We start from the raw sequence: 17279 nt of genomic DNA on the forward strand, positions 1-17279 counted from the left end.
TATTCATAATATTGATACCCATTGTATGCGCATTCGTTAATAATGTCAAATCAAAAAATTATTTTTATCACATTTTTTTATCATGAAACTATTTGAGGTGCTGTTCAAGATTTTTAACCAAGCAATGTAGCACAATAATCAAGTTTATACGAAATTATTTTTGACAAATAGCTGTTCAAATCGTTCTGCTAACCAGCGATAGACAACAAAAACAACTATCATTGTCATCACACAGTTAATCACAGTTGGAAATAAGGACGATATTGTTGCTACTATCGCAGGTTGTATGGTCATACCCTTGAACAGACTCATCACAAAATTATGCCCTGTTGTCATGACTAACTTGGTAACGACAGCCGCCAAAATAACCACAATTAACTTAACGCTCGTCCCATGTTTTTTATAGTGAACCAGTGAAAATACATAGGTAGCAATGCCGCCAACGACGAAACATTCAAAAAAGTAATAAGGGGCTTCCATCACATAGCCATGAAATAGATCAAACAATGCTAGCCCAAAACCGCCAGCAAGCGCACCACGTTTAAATCCTAAAAGTAGTACTGACAATAGCACTGCTGAATTTCCCAAATGCACAAAAGGTTTTCCAATTAATGCCGGCATTGGCACCTGTATACTGGTTGCAACAAAGGTAATACTAGTGAACAATGCCACCAGTACAATGTTAATAACGGCGCTATTATGTTGTTTCATAATGATTATCTCCCTGCCACACATGGCCCACAAACTGGTTTAATTGAATCGCATTAGCAACTGCTTGAAATGTAAATTCTTTGGCTTCTTTAACTGAAGCACTGATTGACTTATTTTTAACCATATTAGCAAGAATTGCTGCCGAAAAAGTACATCCTGCCCCATGATTATAATCTGTTTTTATGATTTCATTCTGGAATACTTCAAAATTCGTCCCATCATACAATAAGTCCGTCGCTAAACCGTCAGCAAATCGGTTCCCCGATTTAATCACGACATTTTTGACGCCGTAATCATAAATTTTCTTTGCTGCTTCTTTCATTTCAGAGACACTATTGATTGATTGGACATCAGTCAACAATGCTGCTTCCAAAACATTAGGCGTCACAATGTCAGCCTTCGATAATAATTTCTTTTTATAAGTTGTCAAATCAATCGTTTTGTCATGAGCAATGGTCAACTTTGTAGCCATCACTGGATCCACCAGCAACCAACCAAAGTTAGCCGTTTCGAGATAATCAATTAAAATATTAAAATTATTGATATCTGAAATCATACCAACCTTAATACCCGCTAGCGGAATAGATAATGTCGTTTGCAGTTGGGCTGAAAAAATTTCAGTTGGCATTGAATATTGCGCAACTTGCCAGTTATTTGGATTCATAGTGACAATATTTTCTATCGCCACTACGTTAAATTCATCATATCTTTCAAACGTTTTAATGTCTGCCTCTATGCCCCCGCCGCCACTCGTATCCGAACCACCAATAGATAATATTTTTTTCATAATTACCTCGTTTTCAATTAGCTATATTGTTATTTAAAAAATGTTAATTTAGTGTTATCTCATTTAATATACACTACTTCAAAAAATATTCAACATTCACTATTTATTTAATGAATATTTTGTTTTGTCAGAAAGTTGATGTTCTCATGATAGCAAAATAAACAGTTAGTTATCGGGGCACGCGCGATAACTAACTGCTTATTGTAGATACTTTTTAAATGATAATCATCCAACTTACTGTTGCCAGTTGAGCCAACTATCTCAAATTACTTTTCTTGATCACCATCACCAAGATCGTCAAGATCATTACCACCAGTTAATTCAGTCATGTTGGCATCAATTGATTCATCTTCACTCAAGTCAATTTCGTTGGCATCGTCATCATCGTCGTCAACAGCCACATCATCGTCTTCAGAATCATCTTCGGCGTCATCATCATCTTCAACTGTTGTGAAATCTTCATCTTCTGGATCATCATCGTTATAATCGATAACATCATCATCAGATGCATTATCAGCGAAGACATTGACCTTCTTTTTAGCTGACTTTTTACGCTTAGGTGCATCTTCTTCATCATCAAGTTCATGAATTGATTCATCAATGGCATCAACTGGATACCAAGCACGTAATGCCCATTCATTATTACCAAGTGAAATGAATGAACCGTCTGTATTTAAGTCCGTGTAAAATTGTGATAAACGTGGCTTAAAAGTTTCTGAATCAATTTCCAAAAAGTCTTGAATCTCTTGAACGAGTGAGCTGAAAGGCATTGCTTCTTTATGTTCGGTCAAAACAGCAGTTGCTATTTCGACAAGTGCTAATTCTTCTTTAGGGTGATTGCCTAATGTTGTAAGTGACATATTGCACGTCCTTTCGGGGTTTCTAACTAGTCTAGCATACTAGATTTGGCGCTAAATTGCAACCGAATTTCGTATTGTCCGACAATTTGTTGATTGGCATATAAAACATAATCCACGTCAACTTCACCTCGCCAGTTTGCCAAATCAAAGTGAGTCGCTAATAATGTTGTTAACGTTTCAATTTGCATTTGTCCGGCAGGTGTTTGATACAAAGCCGGAACACGTTGTGATTTCACAAAGGCTAATTTGGTTGTTGTCTCACCAGAGCGATTTAAGCGCACGCGTTCATCATCAATTTTGAACATGACTTGTGTTGTCTGATCGTCAATAATCTCTGTATAACGCAAATAAAGTGCGCCATTTTTTAACAATAACTGACCATCTGTATCAAATTGAAAGTCTTCGATATCATTTCCCTGACGAATTTTCGTTTTTAGGTGAACTTTTACGTCCGATTGCCCGTTAATTATCATATTCTGCCCCTATTTCAATCTAAAATCTATTATAATATAAGAAAGCACAAAAGGGCATACTATATGATGTTAGATAAAAAAATTACTAATGAAAAAGTTCTACGCGATCCTATTCATAATTTTATTCATATTCAAGACCAAGTTATTTTGGATTTGATTAACACCCCTGAATTTCAGCGGTTGCGTCGCGTGAAGCAACTTGGCATTACCAGTTCAGTGTTTCATGGGGCGGAACATTCACGTTTTGGCCACTCTGTGGGCGCCTACGAGATTGCTCGACAGATTACCGAACACTTCGATCAATATTATGGCGATGTGTGGGATTCAAATGAGCGCTTAGTCACGCTTGTCGCTGCCTTACTTCACGATGTCGGACACGGTGCATTTTCTCATACATTTGAACACCTATTTGGCACAGATCATGAAGCAATTACACGGGAAATTATCATGGGTGATACGGCCGTACACACGATTTTGGCACAAGTATCAACAGATTTTCCTAATAAAGTGGCTAGTGTTATTGCTAAAACTTATGAAAATCCACAAGTCGTGCAATTAATTTCTAGTCAAGTTGACGTTGATCGTATGGATTATTTATTACGTGACGCTTATTTTACTGGTACTAAATACGGTGAATTTGATATTGATCGTATTTTGCGTACCATGCGCCCAACCCCAACCGGCATTGCCTTTGATATCGCCGGTATGCATGCCGTTGAAGACTATGTTGTGTCACGTTATCAGATGTATTTACAAGTTTATTTTCACCCTGTCTCACGTGGCATGGAAGTGCTGTTAGAACATATTTTGACACGTGTTCGCGAGCTTTATCAAGCCAGCCATCATAATCCTGTGCCTGAAAAGGACTTCGTCGGCCCACTTTTGGCGCCCCTATTTGATGAAAAGCCATTGGAATTAGATGATTATCTCAAGCTCGACGATAATGTGTTTATGACTTATATCAATATCTGGCAATCTCACCCCGATCCGATTTTATCGGACTTATCACAGCGTTTTCTTGGACGTCGCCCACTCAAGTCAATTGCTATCACCAATGAAACAGCACCTTTATTGGGCGAGTTAGAACAGCTTGTGGATAACGCGGGTTTTAACCCTGATTACTACACAGCACGCAACGATGCTTATGACTTACCATACGACGATTACAAACCCAACGTGGCCAAGCCGCGAACGCAAATTGACTTTTTGTTGGCTGATGGGACCCACCGCGAACTCTCTGATTTATCAACACTCGTCGCTGCGATTAAAGGTAAAGCGTCACTTGATCAGCGATTCTTTTTCCCGAAAGAAATGTTAAATATTGAACCAGACGAATTATTTGCTGATACTTTCAAGACCTTTCGTAGTTTCATTAGAAATAATGCGTTGACAACGCCTAATCCTGAAACTTAAAAATAAATCACCGTAAATCAAATTACGGTGATTTTATTTTGTTATCCATTCATTTGTTTTGAGATATTAGCCAAGGAAATTTCCTTGGTCTCAGCAAACCAAATGTTTGGTTGAGCCTCTTTAGCTGCTGTACCAATGCCCAGTGCCGTTTGTCCTGCACCTTTGATTGCCTGCACGCCTGCACTGGCATCTTCCAACCCAATGATTTGTGTTGGTTGTAGCTTCAATAACTCCCCTGCTTTGGTAAATATTTCAGGATCTGGTTTGCCATGTGATAACGTGGCTGGATCCACAATGCCGACAAAATCAGCCATGATGCCTAATTTTTTGAGTATCGTTGGTGCATTTTTTGAAGCACTGGCAACACTCGCGACGTAACCTTCACGTTTTATTTCGGCTAGAAATTCAGTCATTCCGGGCAAAATATCTGCCGGTGTCAACGCTTGAATTAATGCAACATAATGTTGATTTTTTTGTGCCGCAAATGCTGATTTTTCATCATCTGTGTAGTCATTTTCATGACCACCTTCAGCTAAAATCATATTTAGCGAATCCATACGACTAATACCTTTAAGTTGACGCCCTAATTCGGCCGACCAAGGCACATTCAAGGACGTAGCCAAATCATGCCAAGCTTGCTCGTGAAACTTAGCGGTATCCGTGATGACACCATCTAAATCGAATGTAAAGCCTTTTATTTCTGAAAAATTAACCATGATAAGACACCTCTTTTGCCTCTCCAGCTACCAAATCAATCGCTTTGCCATAAACGTGAACAGTTGTTGCTTGATCACTCATCAATACCATGACAGTTGGCTTGATATCAATATCAATTAAGGTACCACGATATTGCTGTGTAAAGTGTAATTCAGCCCACTGTTTTGGTAATCGTGGATTAATGGTGAACTGACCGTGTAACAAATCAACTCCAGCATAATCATTTTGAATGACTGATAATGTTTCGCCCATGACACCCATGTGAACACCCTCTGCGGTTGTACCACCTTGAATATCATAATAATCAGAACCAATTGCGTCTGTCAAAAAATCGTACGCTTGTGTTTCAAATTTTGTATCACCTTGTCGCGCCAACTCGACATAGATACCAGCAAATACTGGGCGAGAAGTCGTTGAACCATGTGTTGTGCGGTCTAAGTAATAAGCTGTATTTTTTGCTAACCAATTATCGGGTAATTGATACCCAAGTTGATGAATCAGTGACTCTGTCTGTTGCGCACCTAGGTTATACAGTAGCATTAGAAAGTCTGCCTGTTTAATGACCTGATAATCATCAGGCGACTTGCCCTCTGCCTTGAGGATCCTATCAATTCGATGAATATCACCATACTTAGCTTGATATGCTGAAAAATCGAGTTGCTCAAGTTTGAAGAAACCTTCATATTGTTCGACAATGCCACGATCATCAATGGATAACTTCAAATGATGACGGATGTTTTCTGCTTTTTCCGCTTCATTTTTGGTATAGCCGACTGCTCGTGATGCCGCATCAAAGTCAATCTTGACGTTCTGCGATAAATCATGCAGATAGTTCAACAACCAAACCACCATAACGTTTGTGTAAGCGTTATTTAGCAATCCGCCAGCATGAGCGCCGGGAATTTCTTCATGGAATTCGTTAGGTCCCATAACGCCTTTAATTTGGTAACGGTCACCGATCTTCTCTGCTTTGTTAATCCAAAAACGCCCAATTTGGATTAACATGTTTAAACCGCCTTTATCAAGATGGTCATAGTGTCCTGTCACCTGCTGATAAACCCACATATTATAGGCAATTGCTAATGAAATGTGGCGTTGTAATCTAGAATTATCTGGAATCCAAGTGTTATCAACTGTGTTTAAATGAATCAGTTGACTTTGCTCGTCACCATACATGCCTGATTGCCAAGGATACATCGCACCTGATTCGTTCTCTGATATAGCATTTTTTTCAGCCGCTGACAACCGCTTCGTGCGATAATTCAAAACAGCACTAGCCGATTTGGGTTCGTTTGCTGAGTAATATGGTAGTGCAAATAATTCATCCCAGAAAATATGACCACGATACCCCTCACCAGTCAAACCACGAGAGCCAACCGAAGCATCCAAATATGGATTTGCGTTTGGATTAGCCATCTGATTAAGGTGAAAAATATTCATACGCGTCAACTTTTGCATGGCATCGTCGCCACTAATTTGAATATCTTTGGTTTGCCATAATGATTGCCAATAATCATGACTCTCTCGTTGAATTTCTTCAAAAGTCGTGTTAGCTGTTTCATTTTGAACAAATTCAGCAAGATCGCCGTTTGTCTCTAAACTGCTTGCAACTGCCATCACCCGTTCAATTGTGAACGATTGTCCGGCCTGACAATCACGTTCGATGTGTGTTGTCACCTGATTTTCAGTTTTTATCATTTTTTCAACACTTTCACCTATTGTTTTTGCTGCTAAAGCAACAGTAACATCAGTTGTTCGTGTTTTGATGATCATCAGATCGTCATGAACTGACTGGACATCAAATTCTTGTGAGTCAAAATCACGATAGCGTGCCACATTTTTGTTTTCGACGCTGCCATCAATAATCGCATCAATCGCAATGTGTGCGTCATAATTTGAGGTGATTTGAAAACGTAAACCTAACTGATGCCAATGAACCGGATTAATCACCTTAACCGTTTTAATGGTGACAAAATGTTGTGAGTTTCCCGCCACCTGCACTTGATAATCATCTGTCAATTCACCCGTTTTAAAATTCAGGCTGCGCTTTAGTGATTTGATAGTTGAGTTGTTGATTAACAGAGATTCACCATCAATTTGTACCTTGATTAAGGCTATATTGGGCAAATTCACAAGGTCTTCATTAATGACGTCGCGCCCTGCAACGGGTGTTGATGTTTGGTTAAAAATACCAGCGCCATACAACCCGGGATAAAAATCATCATCATAAGCGTTTGTCACAAGCGCACCACGCCAGCCCAGAAAGCCATTTCCTAAAGTTAGCAAACTCTCGCGACCGTAATTTTTAACACCACCAACAATGTCGTTGTAAGTTAATAACCAATTTTCATTTGTCATGTTCACTCCTTAAACAATTCTCACTTTACTTGGCAACTGCGTCTTTAAAGGCGTTCTTCTTTTCAACAGTCTTAATTTGACCTGTATCTGAATCTTTAAATCCGAAGAAGTAAACCATCGCAAACGACACCGCAATTGTCGCAATCGAAGCCACCCAGAAAATCAACATATTATTATCCGCACCTGTTTGACCCTTTGGTACCGCAAATGATGGGAAGCCAATCAGTGATCCTGTGAATCCGTACATATTCAAGTTGAACAAACCGGCAATTAAGCCGCCGACAGCACCACCAATGTTAGCCATCCAAAATACACGGCCATACTTCAAATTAATACCATACATTGCTGGTTCTGTAATACCTGCCATCGCTGATAGGAAGCCCGCACCAGCCAATCCCTTAAGTGATGGAATCTTGGTCTTAGCCCAAACCGCCAAAGCACCAGCACCCTGTGCAATCATAGTAAAGTTCACAATTGCATTCAAAGTAGAGTGACCAGTCTGCGCAATTTCATTAGCAATCAATGGCACAACCATCCAATGCAAACCGAAGATAACGAGCGCTTGATACAAACCACCAATAATCAAACCAGATAATGGATAATTTAAGTGCAAAAGCCAGTTAACAATTGTTGAAATACCTTGTGATACCAAAGTGATAGCTGGTCCAACGACAACAACAACGACTGATCCCACAATTAATAGCGTTAGCAAAGGTTGGAAAATTGAACGTAATACTAATGGCAAATGCTTTTTGAGCCAATTACCTACTGGACGTGCCAACCAAGCGGCAAAAATAATTGGGAAAATTGAGTATGCGTAACTTGGAATATTGATGGGTAAACCAAAGAAACTTGAATTAAGGCTTACGCCAAACAAACTACCCAGCGCTTGCGCTGGTTGCACAACTTTGCCATCAACAACATGCGCCGTTGTCAAATAAATAAAATCAGGCTTAACCAAGAAAGCACCAATAGCGGCAACTACGAAAGGATCACTTTTAAGCTGTTGCGCTGCGGAAAAGCCAACTAAAATAGGCAAAAAGTAGAACGGTGCCATGGCCATTGACTGTAAAATCGTAAACGTACTTGATGCTGGATCAATGAAGTAAATCGCTGGAAACGACGCTTTGTTTGAAAACAAGCTCAAAAATCCATTTAGCATACCACCAGCAGCCAATAAACCAATGATTGGCATCATTGAGCCAGTTATGGTACCGATGATTGCTTGAAATGCATGGACCAAGGGATTCTTGGAACCTTTTTCTTGCTTGGTTGCAGCAACTGCATCTGCCGTTGCCGCATCATCTACAACACTGCTGCCAAGTTGCGCTACGACTTCATCATAAACATCGGTGACTGCCGGTCCAATGACAACTTGATATTGTCCCAACGAATCAGCATAATTGACACCGGCAACCCCATTTAGAGATTCAATCTTGTGATCATCAGCGACTGTGTGGTCCTTCAAATAAAACCGCAAACGCGTGATACAATGAATGACCTTGTCCACATTTTGTGCACCGCCAACGCCTTGAATAATGTCTGCCGCTAAGGGTTCGTACTTAGTCCCATTCCCTTTTGCTGGTGCTGATGATGTTACCGGTGCAACCTTCGGAGTGGTTTTGACAGTCGCGTCAGCAACAGTCTCACCAGCTGAAACATTATCTTGACCAGAAATCAGTGTTAATTTGTCTAATAGATCAGCCGTATTAGTAAAGACAACCATCGTTGTTGTATCAAGATGTGCTGCTTTGATTTCTGCTAAATCAACATCCCCGACATGATCGCCTGCGTTGACCTGATCACCTTCTTTAATTCGCCATTCGAAAGGCTTACCCTCGAGACTGACGGTTTCCAAACCAACATGCGTCAGTACTTCTAAACCGTCAGAACGTCGAATGCCAAATGCATGACCTTGCGTGGCGATAACGACGCCACTAACTGGGGCTACAATATCATGCCCAGTGGGTTGCAAGGCGAAACCATCTCCCATGGTTTTTTTACTAAATACTGGATCAGCCACATCAGCAAGTGAGATAACGTGACCTGCTAGTGGCGCTAAAATTTTTGTATCTGCCATTTTTTCTCCTCAATACAATTAACAACAACACTCAATGTCGCCTTGAAAATTCAACGCTTTTAAATCGATCGGCTCGGTGTCTAGACTCAGTGAAAGAGATAATTCGACCATCATTCAAAAATGTCTCTGATCTAATCACAACAATTGGAATGGACTCAGCTAATCCCATTAATTGCCTGTCTGTAGCATTGGCAGGTTCAACCGTAATGGTTTTCTTAGCATAACTAATCACCAATCCCAATTGCTGTTCAAACAATTCAAATAATGACACTGATTGCGATAACTTTTTGATTTCAGGCACAACATCTTTTAAAACGTAATCGTGATCAATAATCACCGGTTCGTTGTCCAAATATCGAATTCGGACAACAGCAGTTGCCGGCACAGGCGTGTCGTCACCATACTCAAATACCGATGGTACCTCACTATCTGTAATCGTCAACAACTGTGTTCGTTCATTTAATTTCAGACGCGCAGCCAACTCACGATAACTTTCAACGTGTGAAATCGGAAATGAATAGCGATTTTGATTAATGACGAACGTGCCTCGTCCTTTAATTCGCATAACATATCCTTCATCAACTAGCATTGCCACAGCTTTTCGTGACGTCTCACGAGCGACGTGGTAACGATTCATTAACGCAAAATCACTCGGCAACATCGCATTATTTGGATATTTACCATCGTTAATTTCTTTCAGTAGTTCATCGTGGATGATTTGATATTTATTCATTTTTAATCTCCTTCACTGATGTCTACAACAACAATATACCATCTGTTGAAAGCGTTTACAACGCTGTTTTAAAGGTTTTTTAGAGATTGTATAGACAAGTAGCCTAGTGTTAGTATCTGATAACCTTTTGACGACTAGACAGGATATTTATTCATTTTGGTCGTTCAGTTATGCACAAATAAAAAAGTGCAAAAAAAAAGCAACTGATAATTGCTTCCCGCTTCACGTCATCATTTGTTAACAATTGGTAAATCAATTTGACTATTGGCTAAATCTATCGTGTAAACAATATCCTGATTACCGCGGACAGTCATCTCAAAATCAGTCGCATACAAAACAACACCAAGTTGGTGCCCTGAACGCATTTGATAGTGAGTTGGCTGTAAAGTCAATGAGACATTGACAAACTCGTCTGCTTGCAAATCATCAGTTTGCCACGCATTGGTTCGATTTTGCAAATTAATGTGACCCAATGTTACCATTTTCTGATTCGCCTTGGTCATTTCAAAAGCCATCAAACGCGTTGGGCTAAAGTTTCGTCCGCGATCAACTGTGGCTTCCTGTGGTGTTGGTGAAACTTTCAGGTATTGATCAGTCCCATAATCCACAATCATAGCGCTCAATAAACCAATATTTTTTGAGGATTTGACCCGCAAATTTAGCGTGATTTCACCATCAATCGTCTGAGCGGTTGATAATGCTTCTGTCTTAAAAATCTGTGCTGTTTCTGCTATTTTTCCTGAAATAATTGCTTGACGCCAAGCATTGAAATGCTTGCCATAATGGTTGAATTGGTCCTCAGGTAGCCAATCCCTGAAGCTTACTTCACCAGCTGATTGTGAGCTACGCGACAATTTTTTATCCGCGAAATGATAACTGACTTTTTCACCAATTCCCCAATCTTCTAAGGCATGCCAAGCTTCTGGATTGGTGTTATCTTGCCATGTCACTGTTGGCAAGGCAGTCGTGGCGTCCACATGCAATCCTAATAGTTTTTCGGAAAACCAAAGATTAATTTGATCAGAAAAATCAAGGGAACGGTTATTATTGATGTTAATATGTTCTCCTTGATGCAAATATATCTTTTTAACATGATTATTTTGTTTTAAGGCAGACCAAAGTTGGTAAACTTGACGTGGTTTAACATTCCAATCATTCAAACCATGGACCATCAGCATATCGATTTTGATATTTTGTATATGGTTCAGGTAATTACGCGAATCCCAATAGCGGTCATAATTGCCGTTATCACGTGCCATCAGATGTGCAGTTTCTGATTGAAAAGCTTGCCACTGAGAGCGTGTTCGCCACCAATCTGCCGGATCTTTCATTCTTGTGTAGACCAATTCAGCCAACACGTCCATATCTTCTCCCGGAAAACCACCCGGTGCCACCACTAAGCCATTATCACGGTAATATTGATACCAATTCGAAATAGCAGCTTCAGACACAACTGTTTCTAACCCTTCAACGCCAGTTGTTGCAACAGCAGTTGCTAATGTGCCCAAATACGAACGCCCCGTCATCGCAATTTTGTGACTCGACCAGTCAGCCGTAATTGCCATGTTATCGTATCGATTCGTAAAAGCCACGCGATTACCAGCAAGCCATTCGACAACATTTTTCATTGATTCGACTTGCTCTGGCGACCCCGTATCTTGCATGCCATCAGCGTGCCGCGTGCCGACACCTGCAGAATAAGCAATCGCAAAACCACGCGACAAAAAGTACTGATTAAGATCAACTGGCAAACCAGCTTCAGCTGTAAATGAAACTTCCGTTTCAGTTGCGTGACCTGCAACTTCTCGCGGTTTAGCAGTCGACGCCGATAATCCTTGATACGTCACGTCATTTTTATCAACTTGAGTTGGTTCTTTCCGCTGCAAAGGCACATTGACCGAATGAATTTTAGCATCATTTTCTTTGACATTCAGTCCCTGATAATATGGAGAAGCAGTGAACAAAACGGGCAATGGTGTCTCACTTTTTGGACGAACAATGTCGACTTGTACTAAATCAAGCTGTCCATCATTATCAGTGTCAACACTCGTTTCTACCCAGACAGACTCGCGAATCAAATCATTTGTATCAAACGTTGGTAATGACTTGCCATTAAAAATGAGACGTTGATTGTTTTGTGGTAAATAACCTTGGCTAACTAATGCATCAATCAACAATAATCCAGTGCTATTATGAGTATTTAGCAACGTATACCAAGCATGGGGGATATTATCAACCGCAACAATCGGCAAGCCCAGTTGTTGAAATGTCGCCACACCGTCTAAGTTATTATTGGCCAATTCATCATTAAAACCTAGTAGTTGTGCCCCAATACGATAAAAAATTGCTTGATCTAATGCTAATTTTTGTTGGAAAAAACTATAAATATCTTGTTCGGTCGTTGCCAAATGCAACCGCAACCAATCATTTTGAGATGACATAGAGTGAAAGCTAGGCAAAGCCTGTCGTAACAGCGTTTCAAAGTTGGCACTGCTAAATCCTAATGCTTTTAATTCTTGTAATTCAGTCGCCAAGTCTACCTTAATTCGCCCGTATTGATTAATCATATTTTTTTCCTTTAATTGTTATTATTATCTCATTATACGACAAAAGCACCCGCCTGACGACGCGTGCTTTTATGACGACATAATTTAATGATGAGAAGCTACTGTTTCAATCATGCTCACATCAAGTGTGCTTCAACAAGCAACTCTTCTAACCATGTCCCTTTAATTTTTTTCATACCAACTTTTTGAATTAACTTAGGAATTGGCAAATCCATATCCGTAATAGCTTTTTTGTCGTTCATATAATACATGGCGCGTAATAATTCACGAATATCATAAATTGAATTAAACACTTCCGGCACACCGCGTTCAACATCTAGCAGACTATACACGGCTTCCATTGCTGTACGGACTGAGTATTCAGTCGTAAACACTGTATCGCGTGATGGCGACTCCGCAAAGTTACCAATGAATGCCAAATTAACCGACCCGTCAGGAACGACTTTTGGTCGATCGCCCATTACACGTGGCATGAAGTAACTTGTGATAAACGGCATGTAAACCGGCACAGTATTAATCGACTCTTGCTTGGATAATTGCTGAATTTTACTTTCTGGCACGCCAAGATGATAAAGTAATTCTTGCGTAATTTCTTCGCCGGAGCAATCAACAATCGTCTTTTTTACATAATTGCCAGGCACATCAGAATACAAGCCATAAATCCAGACAGTTGTTTCATTTGGCTTTTGTGTTTTGAAATGTGGCTGACGATGTACAGCAAAACTCATTAACCAATTAGAATCTGTAATTGTAATAATGCCGCCAGTATTGATTTTACCATCATGCAAATCACGTTTCGTCAAACGTTCAATATAGGGATCAATTTCTGTATTTTCAATTGTGGCGGTCGCTGACACAAACCAACTTTTTGCAGGTAAATCTTGGTAAAAGACCGATGGATGACCAAATTCATCAGATTGTGCCGCCAAATTTTCCCATAATTGCCATGATCCACCCGGCTCATTGGTTACTGGTGCTGGTTCAAAGTGGCTGCCATAAGTTGTACTTTCGGTGATAGATCCGTTGGTTACAAACACCAAATCATTGGCAGTTAATGGTCTTGTTTCGTGTTGCCCGCTAACGGTTAATTCTATTGATTTAGCCACCTTTTGACCATTATCAAAATCCACAATAATGTTATCGACCGTGGTATCAAATTGTACATCAACACCATGATCCTCTAAGTAATGAATCAAGGGCAAAACCATCGAGTCATATTGATTGTATTTATTGAATTTCAAAGCTGAAAAATCTGGTAATCCATCAATATGGTGAATAAATCGCATGGCATAGCGACGCATTTCAACAGCAGAATGCCATTTTTCAAAGGCGAACATTGTTGCCCAGTAAGTCCAAAAATTGCTTTCAAAGAAAGCATCTGAGAAGTAATCTTCAATCGTTTGGGTACCCAGCTTGGCTTCTGGTGTCATAATCAGTTTGATAATTTCTTGTGATGATTTACCCAAAGTATAGTCACCGTCATCTGGCACACGATTACCGCGATCGTAAATCAATCGGCAATTTGAAGAATTGGGATCATCTTTGTCTAACCAATAATATTCATCAAGATATGAAGCACCCGGAATTTCAAGTGATGGAATTGATCGATACAAATCCCATAAGCACTCAAAATGATTTTCCATTTCACGACCACCACGCGTTACGAAACCCACATTTGGGCGTGCTATGCCATCTAATGAACCGCCAGCTAACGGTAGTTCTTCTAAAATATGAATTGCCTCACCTTTCATTTGACCATCTCTAATCAAAAATACCGCAGCCGACAACCCAGCCAACCCAGAACCGACAATATAAGCTGACTTTTGATCGACCCCCTTTGGCTTTCGTGGTGTGGCAAATGCCTCATAATTACCATTACTATAATACATGCTGATCTCCTTTCAAATTGGAAACGCTTTCAATACACTTATATTTTATCGCTAATCGTATCACAATTGCAATTTTTTGGCGTTGAATACTTGGTTAAAAAAACCTTGATAGTTCTGCAAACTATCAAGGTCACTCAGGTATAAATATTTTTTATTGTGTCACTTCAGCAATTGCTGCGTTGACAGCATCTTTCTCAGCGGCAACAAGCGCTACACGACTTGTAATCACACTTGTATCCATTTTAATTTCACGCGTCAATCCCGGCGTATCTAATTTTGGTTCAAAGAAATCTTTAAATTCATCAAGGCGAGTTTGTGTCTTGAAAACATTTGCAATGACGGTGATATAGGTCGTAAATTCCATATCGCCACCCACTGTATCTTCTAGCCATTGCCACTCTTCACGTACCCAATCCCAAGCGGCTTGTTGTCCATCTTCGTTAGCCAAAAGCCCATAGAACCAACCACGTAAATCTTGTGGCTTAATTGTGTCAGCATCTTCAAATTTGCCAACTAGTTTTTCAATCAGCGCCTTATCAGTTGTGCTAGTGATAGCCGCACGCAAATCAGACTGATAGCTTGCATCAGAAGTAGCGTGATACTCAGCCAGTAACTGATTAAACAAATCAGCAGACCCAAACTGTTTCATTTCATTTGCCAAAATGAAGACACGTGTACCAGCAGAGAGACTTGCTAAATCATTTACATGGGTCATAAATATATCATGTGCCGCTGCAATTGCGGCTGGATTTTCAGCATACAAAGCTGCACTGATAATATATGGACGAGACAGTTGATCGTCATTTGACTCACCATCAGTATCTTGCCAGCCTAAACGTGCTAATTGATCTTGACTCAGTTGGTCATACAACCCCTTCAAAGCCTTTTCCTCATCAGAATGAGCGGTCACGAACTTTTTCAAATTCACTGCAACACGATAAAGTGCCGCTGTCACAACAGCTGAATGGCTATTGGCAAAACGACCTAGTAATGGCACTAATTGTGCATAAGAAATTTGTCGCCCTTCAGCTAATAATCTCAAATCTTGTAAAATTTGTAATTGTGAAATCGCATCTAGCTGATCTGATTGACTTAAAATATCTTGTAACAATGTCTCATCATATTTAACAATAAAATGAGAATTATTACCAACGTTCAAACGGAAGGGTGTACCAAACTGTTCTCTTAATGCTCCATAATTACCAATCGTCACTGACTGATCTTTGAAAATAGCGGGTACGGCATCGTAATTACTGTTCAATGGAATGTCCCATTGACGGCCAACCTCTTTGCCATCGCCAATAAAGAACTGTTGTTGTGAAAGTGTCAATTGCCCATCAACCACAGCAGCAGTAACAACCGGATAACCAGGCTGTTCCAACCAAGAAGTCATGATAGCACTCACATCAATGCCAGAGGCTTGCCCCAATGCAGCCCATAAGTCAGCTCCAGTAGCATTGCCAAATTGATGCGCAGCAAAATAAGCTTTCAAGCCAGAACGAAGCGCCTCATCCCCAATCAACGCACGCACCATGACGAGCATGCGCGCACCTTTAGCATAAACAATTGCCCCGTCAAACAGCGCATCAATTTCTGCAGGATGTTCAACTTGAACATGGACTGATTGCACGCCATCAGTCGCATCTCGTTGTAAAGCAGCTGGTGCATCAGCTGTTTGGAAACTTTCCCAAATGTGCCAATCAGGCTCTAAAGCATCGATGGCGACATACTCCATCATATTGGCAAAACTTTCATTTAGCCACAAATCATCCCACCACTTCATCGTCACCAAATCACCAAACCATTGGTGCGCCAACTCATGGGCAATCACAGTTGCTACTACCTGCTTGGTATCTAGCGCTGTGTTGTCGGGATCAAGCAATAAGTATGCCTCACGATAGGTTACTAAGCCCCAGTTTTCCATTGCACCCGCTGAAAAATCAGGCAACGCAAGCTGCCATGAATGTGGCAATGGATAAGGCGTTTGATAAAAGTCTTCATAAAACTCGATTGAGCGCTTCGCAATATCTAGTGCAAAATCAAGTTCCTTAGCCTGATGTGCTTTGGTTGCGAACACACCAATTTGAACACCGCTCGTCGTTTTGGTTTCTTTCTTTTGCAAGTCACCAAAAGCAAAGGCAACTAAATACGTTGACATACGCACTGTGGTATCAAAATAGTGTACACCATTTGCTTCACGCACTTCAGGCATATTCGCCAAGATAGTTTCGCCTGGTTGTTCATCAAACTTAATGGCTAAATCAAAGGTTGCTTTGGCTTCTGGTTCATCAATACTTGGAAAAGCCTGTCTGGCAAAATTGGTTTCAAATTGCGTGCCAATAATCTGCTTTTTCTCACCATCAACTTCATAATATGAAGGATAAATGCCCATCATCGTATCAGTCAAAACTGTTGTATAAGTAATGGTAACCTTTGTTTCACCTGACTTAGGTAATTCAATCCGAATAGCGTCTGCGTCACGATCTACCATAAACGTCACGTCTTGCTCGTCCGCTTGGACCGCACTAATCATCAAATCCTTTTGATGAATCGCAATCGTTTCCGATTTAGCAGTTCCAGTGATTGTGGTTTTACCACTGATTCGCTTCGATTCTCGATCAATATCCAAATAGATTTCATAATGTTTTGGTTGGAATGTATTATAAAATCGTGTCAATTCAGCCATAATAT

At 40.3% G+C, this 17279-nt stretch carries 12 protein-coding genes; 1 reads left to right on the plus strand and 11 read right to left on the minus strand.

Annotated features, from left to right (window positions below; all coding sequences use genetic code 11):
- Positions 1-144 precede the first annotated feature (144 nt).
- The 4 genes from IEU65_RS01895 to IEU65_RS01910 form a co-directional block, all read right to left on the minus strand.
- A complete protein-coding gene (locus tag IEU65_RS01895) occupies positions 145-711 on the minus strand; it encodes an ECF transporter S component (RefSeq protein ID WP_010291398.1) in 567 nt (188 codons plus the stop codon).
- Positions 698-1498 (minus strand): hydroxymethylpyrimidine/phosphomethylpyrimidine kinase family protein, encoded by an 801-nt coding sequence (locus IEU65_RS01900; protein ID WP_010291400.1) that lies wholly within the window; start codon positions 1496-1498, stop codon positions 698-700. Before IEU65_RS01900 ends, IEU65_RS01895 begins: the two co-directional genes overlap by 14 nt.
- 266 nt (positions 1499-1764) lie before the next feature.
- On the minus strand, positions 1765-2358 hold the full coding sequence (gene rpoE / locus IEU65_RS01905) for a DNA-directed RNA polymerase subunit delta (RefSeq protein WP_010291401.1): 594 nt from the start codon (positions 2356-2358) through the stop codon (positions 1765-1767).
- A gap of 26 nt (positions 2359-2384) precedes the next feature.
- Positions 2385-2831 (minus strand): YwiB family protein, encoded by a 447-nt coding sequence (locus IEU65_RS01910; RefSeq protein WP_010291403.1) that lies wholly within the window; start codon positions 2829-2831, stop codon positions 2385-2387.
- A 66-nt stretch (positions 2832-2897) separates the two neighbouring features.
- Here IEU65_RS01910 and IEU65_RS01915 point away from each other — a divergent pair, with 66 nt between their 5' ends.
- Positions 2898-4244, plus strand: a complete 1347-nt coding sequence (locus IEU65_RS01915; protein ID WP_031941250.1) for an HD domain-containing protein — start codon at positions 2898-2900, stop codon at positions 4242-4244.
- A 41-nt stretch (positions 4245-4285) separates the two neighbouring features.
- On the opposite strand, the gene pgmB is transcribed toward IEU65_RS01915, so the two are convergent.
- The 7 genes from pgmB to IEU65_RS01950 all read right to left on the minus strand — a co-directional run bounded on the left by pgmB (position 4286) and on the right by IEU65_RS01950 (position 17274).
- Entirely contained in the window at positions 4286-4960 is a 675-nt protein-coding gene (pgmB, locus tag IEU65_RS01920; RefSeq protein ID WP_010291406.1) for a beta-phosphoglucomutase, read from the minus strand.
- Positions 4953-7319 (minus strand): glycoside hydrolase family 65 protein, encoded by a 2367-nt coding sequence (locus tag IEU65_RS01925; RefSeq protein WP_010291407.1) that lies wholly within the window; start codon positions 7317-7319, stop codon positions 4953-4955. The genes pgmB and IEU65_RS01925 overlap by 8 nt, the downstream gene beginning before the upstream one ends.
- A gap of 25 nt (positions 7320-7344) precedes the next feature.
- Positions 7345-9399: a PTS sugar transporter subunit IIABC gene (locus IEU65_RS01930; protein WP_010291409.1), complete on the minus strand. Its 2055-nt coding sequence runs from the start codon at positions 9397-9399 to the stop codon at positions 7345-7347.
- A gap of 31 nt (positions 9400-9430) precedes the next feature.
- Positions 9431-10132, minus strand: coding sequence for a trehalose operon repressor (treR, locus tag IEU65_RS01935; RefSeq protein WP_010291410.1), 702 nt, complete (start codon positions 10130-10132; stop codon positions 9431-9433).
- Between the two features lie 230 nt (positions 10133-10362).
- Positions 10363-12699, minus strand: a complete 2337-nt coding sequence (locus tag IEU65_RS01940; RefSeq protein ID WP_010291411.1) for a Xaa-Pro dipeptidyl-peptidase — start codon at positions 12697-12699, stop codon at positions 10363-10365.
- 116 nt (positions 12700-12815) lie between these two features.
- Positions 12816-14588, minus strand: coding sequence for an oleate hydratase (locus IEU65_RS01945; RefSeq protein WP_010291412.1), 1773 nt, complete (start codon positions 14586-14588; stop codon positions 12816-12818).
- Between the two features lie 151 nt (positions 14589-14739).
- Complete coding sequence (locus IEU65_RS01950) at positions 14740-17274, minus strand: M1 family metallopeptidase (RefSeq protein WP_010291414.1); 2535 nt, start codon at positions 17272-17274, stop codon at positions 14740-14742.
- Positions 17275-17279 lie beyond the last annotated feature (5 nt).

Source organism: Leuconostoc pseudomesenteroides KCTC 3652, assembly GCF_014634745.1.
Lineage (GTDB): Bacteria > Bacillota > Bacilli > Lactobacillales > Lactobacillaceae > Leuconostoc > Leuconostoc pseudomesenteroides.

Coding starts and splice junctions, on each gene's coding strand:
- IEU65_RS01895 (WP_010291398.1), bottom strand. CDS start 711: ATGAAACAACATAATAGCGCCGTTATTAACATTGTACTGGTGGCATTG.
- IEU65_RS01900 (WP_010291400.1), bottom strand. CDS start 1,498: ATGAAAAAAATATTATCTATTGGTGGTTCGGATACGAGTGGCGGCGGG.
- rpoE (WP_010291401.1), bottom strand. CDS start 2,358: ATGTCACTTACAACATTAGGCAATCACCCTAAAGAAGAATTAGCACTT.
- IEU65_RS01910 (WP_010291403.1), bottom strand. CDS start 2,831: ATGATAATTAACGGGCAATCGGACGTAAAAGTTCACCTAAAAACGAAA.
- IEU65_RS01915 (WP_031941250.1), top strand. CDS start 2,898: ATGTTAGATAAAAAAATTACTAATGAAAAAGTTCTACGCGATCCTATT.
- pgmB (WP_010291406.1), bottom strand. CDS start 4,960: ATGGTTAATTTTTCAGAAATAAAAGGCTTTACATTCGATTTAGATGGT.
- IEU65_RS01925 (WP_010291407.1), bottom strand. CDS start 7,319: ATGACAAATGAAAATTGGTTATTAACTTACAACGACATTGTTGGTGGT.
- IEU65_RS01930 (WP_010291409.1), bottom strand. CDS start 9,399: ATGGCAGATACAAAAATTTTAGCGCCACTAGCAGGTCACGTTATCTCA.
- treR (WP_010291410.1), bottom strand. CDS start 10,132: ATGAATAAATATCAAATCATCCACGATGAACTACTGAAAGAAATTAAC.
- IEU65_RS01940 (WP_010291411.1), bottom strand. CDS start 12,699: ATGATTAATCAATACGGGCGAATTAAGGTAGACTTGGCGACTGAATTA.
- IEU65_RS01945 (WP_010291412.1), bottom strand. CDS start 14,588: ATGTATTATAGTAATGGTAATTATGAGGCATTTGCCACACCACGAAAG.
- IEU65_RS01950 (WP_010291414.1), bottom strand. CDS start 17,274: ATGGCTGAATTGACACGATTTTATAATACATTCCAACCAAAACATTAT.